General features: G+C 35.2%; 13 protein-coding genes. 5 read left to right on the top strand and 8 right to left on the bottom strand.

Annotated elements, in window-relative coordinates; all coding sequences use genetic code 11:
* Positions 1 to 200: 200 nt before the first annotated feature.
* Positions 201 to 632 carry a hypothetical protein gene (locus ILA26_RS07600; protein ID WP_292895969.1) on the bottom strand — a complete coding sequence of 144 codons (432 nt, stop codon included), beginning with the start codon at positions 630 to 632 and terminating at the stop codon, positions 201 to 203.
* A gap of 67 nt (positions 633 to 699) precedes the next feature.
* Between ILA26_RS07600 and ILA26_RS07595 the strand changes: the two genes are divergently transcribed.
* Complete coding sequence (locus ILA26_RS07595) at positions 700 to 1299, top strand: YigZ family protein (RefSeq protein WP_292895967.1); 600 nt, start codon at positions 700 to 702, stop codon at positions 1297 to 1299.
* Between the two features lie 10 nt (positions 1300 to 1309).
* On the opposite strand, the gene ILA26_RS07590 is transcribed toward ILA26_RS07595, so the two are convergent.
* The 6 genes from ILA26_RS07590 to ILA26_RS07565 all read right to left on the bottom strand — a co-directional run bounded on the left by ILA26_RS07590 (position 1310) and on the right by ILA26_RS07565 (position 4606).
* Positions 1310 to 1420 (bottom strand): rubredoxin-like domain-containing protein, encoded by a 111-nt coding sequence (locus ILA26_RS07590; protein WP_292895965.1) that lies wholly within the window; start codon positions 1418 to 1420, stop codon positions 1310 to 1312.
* Between the two features lie 9 nt (positions 1421 to 1429).
* Positions 1430 to 1549 carry a rubredoxin-like domain-containing protein gene (locus ILA26_RS07585; RefSeq protein WP_292742121.1) on the bottom strand — a complete coding sequence of 40 codons (120 nt, stop codon included), beginning with the start codon at positions 1547 to 1549 and terminating at the stop codon, positions 1430 to 1432.
* Between the two features lie 68 nt (positions 1550 to 1617).
* Positions 1618 to 1779, bottom strand: coding sequence for a rubredoxin (locus ILA26_RS07580; RefSeq protein ID WP_292895963.1), 162 nt, complete (start codon positions 1777 to 1779; stop codon positions 1618 to 1620).
* A 38-nt stretch (positions 1780 to 1817) separates the two neighbouring features.
* Positions 1818 to 2405, bottom strand: coding sequence for an acyltransferase (locus ILA26_RS07575; RefSeq protein ID WP_292895971.1), 588 nt, complete (start codon positions 2403 to 2405; stop codon positions 1818 to 1820).
* A 379-nt stretch (positions 2406 to 2784) separates the two neighbouring features.
* A complete protein-coding gene (locus ILA26_RS07570; protein ID WP_292895961.1) occupies positions 2785 to 3654 on the bottom strand; it encodes a hypothetical protein in 870 nt (289 codons plus the stop codon).
* A 91-nt stretch (positions 3655 to 3745) separates the two neighbouring features.
* Positions 3746 to 4606, bottom strand: coding sequence for a DUF1002 domain-containing protein (locus ILA26_RS07565; RefSeq protein WP_292895959.1), 861 nt, complete (start codon positions 4604 to 4606; stop codon positions 3746 to 3748).
* Between the two features lie 249 nt (positions 4607 to 4855).
* On the opposite strand from ILA26_RS07565, the gene ILA26_RS07560 reads away from it, so the two are divergent.
* The 4 genes from ILA26_RS07560 to ILA26_RS07545 all read left to right on the top strand — a co-directional run bounded on the left by ILA26_RS07560 (position 4856) and on the right by ILA26_RS07545 (position 10579).
* Entirely contained in the window at positions 4856 to 6553 is a 1698-nt protein-coding gene (locus ILA26_RS07560; RefSeq protein ID WP_292895957.1) for an ATP-grasp domain-containing protein, read from the top strand.
* Between the two features lie 27 nt (positions 6554 to 6580).
* Positions 6581 to 8308 carry an MATE family efflux transporter gene (locus ILA26_RS07555; RefSeq protein WP_292895955.1) on the top strand — a complete coding sequence of 576 codons (1728 nt, stop codon included), beginning with the start codon at positions 6581 to 6583 and terminating at the stop codon, positions 8306 to 8308.
* Between the two features lie 61 nt (positions 8309 to 8369).
* A complete protein-coding gene (locus ILA26_RS07550; protein WP_292895953.1) occupies positions 8370 to 9761 on the top strand; it encodes a carbon starvation CstA family protein in 1392 nt (463 codons plus the stop codon).
* A gap of 17 nt (positions 9762 to 9778) precedes the next feature.
* Positions 9779 to 10579: a DUF169 domain-containing protein gene (locus ILA26_RS07545; protein ID WP_292895951.1), complete on the top strand. Its 801-nt coding sequence runs from the start codon at positions 9779 to 9781 to the stop codon at positions 10577 to 10579.
* Between the two features lie 34 nt (positions 10580 to 10613).
* On the opposite strand, the gene ILA26_RS07540 is transcribed toward ILA26_RS07545, so the two are convergent.
* The gene (locus ILA26_RS07540; protein WP_292895949.1) at positions 10614 to 10763 is read right to left on the bottom strand and encodes a hypothetical protein; all 150 of its coding nucleotides are present in this window, start codon (positions 10761 to 10763) and stop codon (positions 10614 to 10616) included.
* Positions 10764 to 10860: the final 97 nt, after the last annotated feature.

Raw genomic sequence — 10860 nt, 5'->3', positions numbered from 1 at the left:
TAAAAAGAACACAAACAGAAGCAAAATTACTCGCAATATCACACAATTTAAAACGAATATACAATGAAACAATACAAAATGAGCTCATACACCATGAAAACAAACAAAATACCTAAAAATAATAATAAATTCAAAAAAAAAATTTTTAAAAAAATAATTAATTTTGAGTCGTCCTCAAAAAAGAAAAAAAGTAGTTATAATCAACCAGTGGTAGTTTCAACATCGGAACTGCCACTAGAAGAACTTCCACCAGATGAACTAGAACCATCATCAGAAGAACTTTTACCAGAACTTCCACCAGATGAACTAGAACCATCATCAGAAGAACTTTTACCAGAACTGGAATCCTTATTATGATCAGAACTACTTGAGTCGTCGGTAGTTGTTTCTACTTTTGATGAAGAATCATCGCTGCTGGAGTGATCATTGGAACTTTGATAGCTATGGCTACTGCTTCCAATTGAATCATCATCAGTAATAGCTGAAAGATTATCCAATATTCCTCCGCCAGATTCACTTTCATTAGGTATAATTGATATTGGTCCTGTCATAGATGCAAAAACGCTTGCAAGACAAAATGCAAGAACGGCAACTATAAAAATAACCAAAACTGTAGCTGATCTACTTGCCAAATTTAACACCTTATAAAATTTATTAAAGTTAATATGTCTGATAAAATATATAAATATATTGATAACAATGAAAACGATTAAAAAACCAGTCCAAGTGGAAATAAATGTCAAAAAATCTCAATTCATATGCTCATTATTTCCAACAAAAAACAAAAAGGAATCAAAGGAAATCATCCAAAAATTAAACCAACAGTATAGCGATGCCACCCACAACTGCACCGCTTATATCGTAGGGGATGGAGAGGGCTTTGACGATGACGGGGAACCTGGCGGAACAGCCGGAAAACCTATGATAAATGTCTTGAGAAAAAATGAGATTCACAATGTGACTGCGGTCGTTACAAGATACTTCGGAGGAATAAAGCTTGGTGCCGGAGGACTTGTAAGGGCATATTCAAAATCAGTGATGGAGGCAATTGGTGAAGCTGAAATCGTTGAGATTGAAGAGTATGACGTTTATGAGCTTACCTTTGAATACTCAGACATAAAAACTGTTGATGGGGAAGTCAGAAACAACAATCTTGAAGCAATTGATAAAGAGTATTCGGATAAAGTGAGCTATCAGGTCGTGTCAAGAGACAATAGAAACATAGAGCAGATCTTTGAAAAATACTCTGGAAAAATAAAAGTTAGTTTTAAAAATAAGCAGTTTTTAGAAAAAATATAAAAAGAAGAACTTATTGTTCTTCAAAATTAGCTGCAGGTACGCCACAAACTGGACATACGTAATCTTCTGGTAATTCGTCTTCATCTAAAACGAATCCACAAACCTTACAAACGTAAGCCATTTAAAACACCTATTCTACTTTTTCGAACATGTCAGCGGTTGCGCCACACATAGGACATTTGTAGTCTTCTGGGAGTTCTTCGAATTCTTCAGTTACGTATCCGCATAATTTACATTTAAATTTTGCCATCTTTAACAATCTCCTTAAAAAATTTTTTAAGTTTATAATACTATTATATATGTTAGTAATATATAAAACTAATTAATTTTTTCAAACATTCCCTTTGCCATTCTGCATTTAGGGCATTTGAATGAGCTTGGCAAATCCTCGAATTTGGTTCCAGCAGGAATGTTCAAGCCTTCTTCATAATTGTCTTCATCTAACACATATCCACAAATTTTACATTTGTATTGAGCCATAGTTTAATCTCCATAGTATATAATCTTTAGGTAACCGTTTAGAATCTGTTTGGAACTTTCAAGTGATCTGGAAGTGGCTTGATACGTGCAGGTGTTCCTATTGCCAAATAGAATGGTGGAACGGAATGTATCACAATAGCTCCAGCAGCAACAATTGAACCTTCACCAACTTCAACATTAGACAGGAATGTTGTGTTACCTCCAATTGAAGCTCCACGCCTTACTTTTGGTCCTTGAAGTTCATAGTTGATCCTCACAGGATACTTATCATTGGTAAAACAAGCGCAAGGTCCAATAAACACGTTATCCTCAATTACAGAATTGGTCGGAATGTACACATTAGATTGGATGCTGACGTCATTTCCGATGATTACATCACCTTCAATAACAGTATTAGTTCCTATTAGAACATCATCCCCTATGTTGGTGTTTTCACGAATCACCACATTGTGTCCAGTCCTGAAATTGTCCCCTATGACCACATCGTTGTAGATGATTGAATTTGAACGGATAGTGTAATTCTTACCAATTACAGGAGGCCTTGAGCCTGGCTTGTATTCCACACCGAACTGTATGTTTTGATCAGGAGGGAAGTTCAATTCTGGTTTGGTATAATCCGGTTGGATAGATTCTCTTTCACTTTGATGCTGTACGTAGATTACTTCATCCTGTTCGTATGGAGTTTCCTCTTGATATACGGTTCTCTGTACCTGGTTAGGCCTAGGTAACCTGCTGTACATGATATCGTCAATTGACCTAGCAGGTTCTTCACGAGCATAATACTGATTATCACTCTGTTGAGCATATGATTTTTCTCGACGTTTTGGTTGCCTATCATCAAGAGTTTGTGAAAATCTAACCATATTATCAAACCTTCATTTAATTAAATTTAATTAGTTAATGTGTTTATTTATGTGATTCATTAGTATATATACTAGATGGTTTAAAAAAGTAAATTCTTGAAACATTCAAAAGGCAATGTAAAAAAAATAAAAAAAAGAAAACTTAAATAATCACTAAAGCAACCAAAATGACAACCAAAACCAAAATGACAATGTTAGACCACCATGAATCATTGTTGTCGGGAGCGTCTAAAACTGTTGCATTGTTTGAAGTCTCATTTGAAGTCGAATTATTAGTTGAATTATTCAACATAGGGTTGAAAAAATTATTTAAGTTTGAATAGAAATATGGGCTTTCATTAAATGAATCCTCAATATCGCTAGCGCTTCCACAAGCCATTCCGGATTCCATGAGGTATGCAATTTTTGGATGGAAATTGTAAAACTCATCGCTTTCGTTCCATGTGTAGTTTGCACTAACATTTCCATAATTGTTTAAATAATAAATTATCAAGAATTTAAGGTATGCTGTCTCATTTTCCTTTAGATCATAATCCCCAAATGTAGAGGTTATTGACTCATATATTTTTACATAAGTATTATAACCTTCCGCACTTTCGTTTAAAGTGTAATTTGAAGGATCAGCAAGATATATTTGATATTCATTTAGGAAGTCTTCGGATTCTGTCCAGTCTTCATCTGTGACGTTTCCATATTTATCCAAGTAAAGGAGAATTTTCATTTCGAGATAATCGTAATCGGTGTAATCGAAATCTGATTCGTCGAAATCATCATCCCAATCCTCATCATCAGAATCATCCAAATCATCGTCGTCATCCAAATCCTCATCTAAATCCTCATCATCAGAATCATCATCAGAGCCATCGTCCAAATCTTCATCCAAATCAAAATCATTATCTTGACTATCATCTATTGCAGAATCAGAACTGTCTGTAGCAGAGATTGATCCTACAGTAATTATCAGAAGTAACAGAATTATTGAAATTTTAAAAATGCTTTTAAAATATCTCAATTTAAATTCACCTCCATCATATAAAATATGGTTATTATCATATATAAATGACATCAATTAACATGATGAAAGCTTAAAAAAAGAAAGGGATTTAAATCCCATTAACAAAGGATTTAATCCAGTCAAACAATCCGTCAAGTGAAAATCCACCTGTTGAATTGCCGTTATTTAAAAAACCGCTAACTTTATCTTTGTAGTAGTTAACGTCACCTTGAACGTTTTGTACTTGTTCAATACTGTCAGCCAAGTTTTCAATATCATTGTTGGTTATGTTAATGTTGTTGTTTTGAACATAATTGTTGATGATATTCACGATTGTATTGTGGTCTGTCACATTTTCACTTGAAACTTGGTCTTTTACATCATTCACCAATTGTGATAGGCTGTCAGCATCCACACCTGAGTTTTCGACTATTTTTGATTCAGTGTAGATTTCATTGTTTGCCGCTTCTTTTACATTGTCAGGAATTGCAACATCTGTTGCTGCCTCATAAGCATTCATTATTCCTGCAAGAGCAGATTCGCCAGTTGCAGTCACAGGACTTGTCACATAGACGTGTCCGCTAGTGATACCTGCAGATTTCAATGCTGAAATGTACATGTCCCCAGTTATTGTAGTGATTTTTGACTTGTCAACGCTTACCTGAAGATTGTCGTTGTCATTAAGGTCTAAAAGCGCTGATGAGTATATTTGACTTGAGGAGTATGTCTTACCAGTGATTCCGCTTGATATTTGATTTACTTGATCAGCGGTGATTACTTTTGAATTAACATCACCTAAATTTACATTTGATTGACTTGTGAAAAATGAATCAACAATTGATTTATAATTGCTGTTTGCATTTGTACTTTCACCATATGTTATTACAAGATTGGAATCGGTTGCAAATCCGGTTGGAATTAACATTCCCACAAGGATTAATGCTAATATTGCGATAGTAATTTTTCTCATTATTTTCACCTCACTGAATTCCTATTTTAAGTTAGTCAAAGTAGTATTTAAATGTTATAGTTTTAACTGAACAGTGCATCATTTTCACTAACAATTATCTACTTATTTAAAATGCCAAATTATCCCAAAATTTAAAACAAAATAAATAACATATAATAATATAATTGACTACATCACATTAAGAAAAAAACTTGATGTAAAAAAATTGCACAGCATCCGTAAATATATCAAAAGCAGAAAGGAGATAATATGAGAAACATTATTGTTATTGAGTGCATATCCACTGGAAAAAATTACATAGGAGACATAATCAATAGGGGTTATAATCCCATTGTACTGCATTTAAAAGATTCAGAAACCGAAGAAGGAAAAAAATTTGGAGAACATGTCCTAGATGAATATGAAAAGATCCCATATGAATTTGACATGATTTACGAAAAGGACACCTTTGAAGAAACCCTTGAAGAGATAAGAAAGTTCGATCCTCTCCTGGTTGTTCCAGGTAATGAAAGGGGAGTTATTCTTGCCGCCAAATTGACCCATGAATTAGGCCTTTTAGGCAACTCAATCGAAAACCTTGATGCAATGACTTTAAAAGATGAAATGCACAACAGATTAGCTGAAAGAGGACTTCGTTCTATAAGAGGAAAAGTTGTTCATAATCTAGATGAAGCATTGGAATTCTATGATGATGAAAACCTAAGTGAAGTTGTTATAAAACCTCCCTACAGTTGCGGTTCAACAGGAGTGCGCATTTGTGAAAATAGGGAAGAAATGATTGAATTCGTTAAACAAATGTTTGAAGATGTCAATCATTATGGGGATGAGATAGAGGAACTCCTAGTTCAAGAAAAAATAAATGGTACCGAATATATCGTCAATACCGTATCCAATAAGGGAACTCATAGAGTTACCCTAATCTGGAAGTACAACAAGATCAAAACATCAGATGGAGCAATCGTTTACGACTCATGTGAAACAGTGAATGAATTGGGTCTCGGTGAAGCTGAAATGGTAGAATATGCTTACAAGGTAGCTGATGCACTGGAAATTCAATATGGGCCTGTTCATGGTGAATATATGATTGATGAAGATGGTCCTGTTTTAATTGAGGTCAATTGTCGCCCATGCGGTGGAGGAATGCCTGCTGAATTTTTAGACAGGATTTCCGGCCAGCATGAAACAGACAGCATTCTTGATTCCTATTTAAAACCAGAATCTTTCTTTGACAAGGTACAAAGGAAATATAAATTATACGCTCACGGTACCTTGAAATTCTTCATAACTCCTACAAACAGGATTGTGCGCTCATCTCCTATAGTGAACATCAATAACAAGTTAAAATCATTTTACGACAGCACCCTGATCGATACAACTTACCAAGACATGTTTTTCAAAAAAACTGACGACCTGGACACAGCTGCAGGATATGTATTTTTGCTTAATGAAGACAAATCAAAAGTTGACCATGACTTAAACTTCTTAAGAGATGTTGAGAAAAATGCATTTTCATTAATTCTAAGTGAGGATAAGAAATATCCAGAATTAAAAGATCATGAAACTTATTTAAGTGAAATCCTACCACAAGTTAAGCAAATTGAAAAACACTGCACCGGACTTTTCATAACAGATCAATTTAGTGAGGATGTTGAAATATATCAAATTAGCCCTGAAAAAATCAATGATTTAAAAAGCAAGTTCGAGTATGTAATCGTAAATCTGAACAAGAGCCTGATTGACAAAAATGAGGCGGAAAAGGTAAAAATTATCCTTGACTCATTCCAAAAAGTCAAAAGCGGAGGATTCATTTTTGTTCCAAAAAGCACATACGAGTTAATGTCAAGCGGACGTAAGGGTATTGAAGCTTTAATAAAAGTTTTAGATTATAAAATAGAGCTTCCTCCACATTCCATTAGTGACGTCATAATCGCATCAAAAGGAATGTGATTTTAAAAAAAAGGAATAGTGAATAAAATGTCTTATGAGAGAAGATATAACCTATTAAATTCAAAGTTTAAAGAGTTGTTCTTTCCGACACTGCTTGCTGCAATAGCGGGAAATTTTGCAATTCTAGCTGATGCGTTCATAATCAGTGCCCTTTTAGGCCATATGAACCTATCAGTCATTCAAAGTATGGAACCATTGGTCCAATTTATCAACATGATCTACTGGTTGATAGGATTTGGAGGAACTATACTTGCAACCAGCGAAAAAGCAAACTTCAATGATGAAACGGCCAACAATATATTCACTATTTCACTTATAAGCATAATCATAATCTCAGTATTAATCATGGTATTGGGACTGCTGTTTCCAGACACACTCCTTCAGATATTGTGCAATTCCAGTCAGTTAAGACCATTGGTCTTTGAATATCTCAAATACTATCTATTGGCAATACCATTCATCTGCTTTTTCATTGTTTTAGCATATTTTGCCAAAATTGATGATTTTGTCCAACTTCAATTCAGGGCATTTCTTTTAGCAAACGTATTGAACGTGGTATTTGACTTGATATTCATACAATACTTTAATATGGGAGTTAGCGGTGCCGCACTGGCAATGGTAGTGGGATATATCATCGCAACAGTTTACCTTTGCACTTATTTCCTTAACCCTAAACGAACACTGAAACTGACTAAGGTTAAAATCGGAAACTCAATGAGATATTTCTCAAACATATGCAAAACTGGATTTTCCTCATCTTCAATAGCACTGTATCAAGCAATAAAACTGGTAATCGTTAACTTCATAATACTTGAAGTCATGACCCATGTAGACTTGGTTGCATTCAACATGTGCTGCAATACATCATTGTTGGTGAGCATATTCATTTTTGGCACATCACAATCACTTTTACCAATCATAACTGTTTATTTCCAGGAAAAGGACTACAATGGAGTTGAGTATGTTGCAAGAAGATCCTTGAAGATAGTATTGGGATTTGGAATATTTTTCACCGCACTGTTTACAATATTCCCTCAGACAATATTGGTACTATTTTCAGTAAGCAACCCTTCAGACATTCCTACTGTAATGAATGCGGTTAGGATATTCTCATTAAGTCTGTTGGCATATTCAATAAACTTCCTGTACATATTCTACGTTCAATCCATACAGAACATGAAATTAGCAAATATCCTCACACTATTGAACGGATTGATATTCCCAGTTGCATTCGTATTCCTGTTCTCAATCATTTGGAAGGAAAACGGAATATGGTTTGCATTCGTTGTCTCAGAACTAGCAACAATAGCATTCATTTACCTATATTCCATTTATCTGAATAAAAAGACCAATGGAGAATACGAAGGATTCTTCCTAAAGAAACATCACGACGACACTGAAAATATATTGGAATACACCATTAATGCCATTGTAAACGATGCAGTATACTTATCCAGACAGGTTCAAGAGTTTCTGCCTGATGAAAAAGTATCAATATTGGTTAGTTTGGCAATAGAAGAGATGCTCATTTACATTCTGGAAATCAATGACGAATTGGACTGGATTGATGTGATTGTCCGGGACAATGACAACTCCACAATCATTTCCATAAAATATTCAGGAATCGGATACAATCCAAATGTAGACACCAGTTTGGATTCCGACAATATTGATATGTTGATTGGCATTTCAGACAACATTGAATACTCACAGATATTAGGGTTGAATAATACGGTTATTACTATTAAAAAGTAATATATACTATGCATTTAAAAAATAGTAATCTATTTATTAATAGATTACTAAAATACTCTTAATGTATAGTTTTATCATTTGTTTTTTGGCAATTATTGCATCATACTTTATTTATGGTAAGTTTATTGAGAGAATCTCCGGCGTGGACGAGACACGCGAAACCCCTGCATACAAACTGGAGGATGGCGTTGATTACATTCCCCTGTCCAAAATCAAGAATTTCTTAGTTCATTTTTTAAACATTGCAGGTTTGGGGCCTATTTTCGGAGCGATACAAGGAGCATTGTTCGGACCTGCAGCATTCTTATGGATTACTTTAGGTACAATATTCATTGGAGGAATCCATGATTTTTTCTCAGGATATATGTCGATGAGAAATAACGGATTTACAATGCCACACATCATCTCAAAATATCTGGGAACCAAAATCCAAAAGGCCATGGCAGTTCTCATTGTAATTACAGGGATTCTTGTTGCGGCCACTTTCGCAAAGGGAGCTGCTGAATTGCTCAGCAACCTAACCGACATCAACATATTCATTTGGATAATAATCATATTCATTTATTTCTTAATTGCAACAGTATTTCCAATTGATAAGATTATAGGAAATGTATATCCCGTATTTGGAGCATTATTGTTGATTATGGTAGTGATGATGACCGGAGCATTAATATTGAATCCTGCATACACCATCCCAGAGGTTACAACACAAGGATTATACTTAACTGGTCAAAGCATTTTCCCATATCTCTTCGTGACCATCGCATGCGGAGCTATTTCAGGTTTTCATGCATCCCAATCCCCAATCGTTGCAAGATGCATAGAAAATGAAAAAGATGCAAGGCCTGTGTTTTATGGGGCTATGGCATTGGAGGGTTTGGTTGCACTTTGCTGGGCCGCAATTGCAATGGCATTCTTCCACGGTCAGCCACAGCTTGCAGTAATTTACGGTGCTTCACCTTCAGTTGCAGTACATGACATGGCAAGAGCTCTGGTCGGACCTGTCGGATTGGTATTGACCATTATCGGAGTTGTTGTATGCCCAATCACAACAGGAGACACTTCACTTAGAAGTTCAAGAATAACTATTGCTGATGAATTGAATCTCAACCAGGAAAAATTGATTTCTAGACTCAAATTAGCAGTGCCATTGTTTTTAGCATCATTTGGATTGACATTCATTGATTTTGGATTAATTTGGAGATATTTTGCATGGATGCAATTGATAGTGGCCACCATCGTACTATACGCTGCAAGCACATATCTGATTCATAATGAAAAACCATATATCGTTACATTGGTACCGGCAATCATCTGTACACTGATCGCATTCGCATATATTCTGCAGGCTCCGGAAGGTTTGAGGTTGCCTTCAATGATGGCCAATGCAATTTCAGTTATTACAACCATAATTACTATCGCAATATATATTAAAAACACAAATAAAACATGACCATAGAGGTAGTTAATATGCAAAGTAGAATATCAAAAGAACTTAACATGAAATTTACGCCAATAGTATTGCTTAAAAGCGATGAAAAGCCAGAAGACGCAGTTGCTCCTAAAAACAGAGGGGGCTGTGTGATGAGTTTCGTTGCACAGACAATAGCCAAAAGAAAGACAACCTGCTTCGGACGTGAAAACATCACATGTGGAGGAATATCAGTTGGATTCGGATGGGGATCAGGACTTCCAAACGAGGATGCAATCAATTTTCAGGCATCATTCCTATCCTGCGGAGTTGACTCAGCACCTGACAGGGAGGCTTATGAGGCAAGACTGTCCCACATGCCGAAAAACACAAGTGAAATGTTCAGACATGGTGAGAGAATATACGCTGATTTTGAAACCGCAAAAGAGAGCATAAAAAACAGGCCGGTTTATGATGAGGGACAATACGTAATATTCAAGGGATTGGAAAACCTGGAAGACGGCGAGATTCCTGAATCCGTGATATTTACCGTGAATCCTATCGAATTGACCGCAATTCTTCAAATAAATTCATCATTCAGGCTTGAAGGCAATTATGTATTGACTCCACAGGCATCAGCTTGTCAGGCTATTGGATGTTTTACATTCCAGCAGGCTGAAAGCGACAATCCAAAGCCTGTGCTCGGACCGATAGACTTTGCCGGAAGAAGCAAGATGAAACATTTCATACCAAATGACTATCTGACATTATCTGTTCCTTGGGAACTGTTCCTTAAATTGGAGGAAGTGAGTGAAAAAAGCGTTCTTCAGACTGATTTGTGGAAAAGTTTCAAGGATTAACTAAAAAAAATAATTATAAGCTGCCATGAAATATTTAATGAATATAAGTTATTTTTTTAAATATTTCATCAGCTCTTTTTAAGGATTTCAATTCATTTTTACTTGAAGGAGTATTTAATTTTTCAATAAATTTTGCTGCATCTTCTCCTTTTAATGTAGGAGTGGAATTTACTTTACTTGCCATACATAACCTACATATAGATTATGTTATATAAAATAATTTAAATAATTATGTATCTTAATTGAACCTCTCCAGCTTGTAGAAGCTGGAGATTCTTAGG

The sequence above is a fragment of the Methanobrevibacter sp. genome, from assembly GCF_017940815.1.
Lineage (GTDB): Archaea > Methanobacteriota > Methanobacteria > Methanobacteriales > Methanobacteriaceae > Methanocatella.
The sequence above is the reverse complement of the archived record's forward strand: the minus strand, read 5'-3'. Positions and strand labels throughout refer to the sequence as shown.

Bases quoted from the DNA above. Each gene is read 5' to 3' on its own strand.
- ILA26_RS07595 (WP_292895967.1), top strand. From the start codon at position 700: ATGAAAACGATTAAAAAACCAGTCCAAGTGGAAATAAATGTCAAAAAA.
- ILA26_RS07590 (WP_292895965.1), bottom strand. From the start codon at position 1,420: ATGGCTTACGTTTGTAAGGTTTGTGGATTCGTTTTAGATGAAGACGAA.
- ILA26_RS07585 (WP_292742121.1), bottom strand. From the start codon at position 1,549: ATGGCAAAATTTAAATGTAAATTATGCGGATACGTAACTGAAGAATTC.
- ILA26_RS07580 (WP_292895963.1), bottom strand. From the start codon at position 1,779: ATGGCTCAATACAAATGTAAAATTTGTGGATATGTGTTAGATGAAGAC.
- ILA26_RS07565 (WP_292895959.1), bottom strand. From the start codon at position 4,606: ATGAGAAAAATTACTATCGCAATATTAGCATTAATCCTTGTGGGAATG.
- ILA26_RS07560 (WP_292895957.1), top strand. From the start codon at position 4,856: ATGAGAAACATTATTGTTATTGAGTGCATATCCACTGGAAAAAATTAC.
- ILA26_RS07555 (WP_292895955.1), top strand. From the start codon at position 6,581: ATGTCTTATGAGAGAAGATATAACCTATTAAATTCAAAGTTTAAAGAG.
- ILA26_RS07550 (WP_292895953.1), top strand. From the start codon at position 8,370: ATGTATAGTTTTATCATTTGTTTTTTGGCAATTATTGCATCATACTTT.
- ILA26_RS07545 (WP_292895951.1), top strand. From the start codon at position 9,779: ATGCAAAGTAGAATATCAAAAGAACTTAACATGAAATTTACGCCAATA.
- ILA26_RS07540 (WP_292895949.1), bottom strand. From the start codon at position 10,763: ATGGCAAGTAAAGTAAATTCCACTCCTACATTAAAAGGAGAAGATGCA.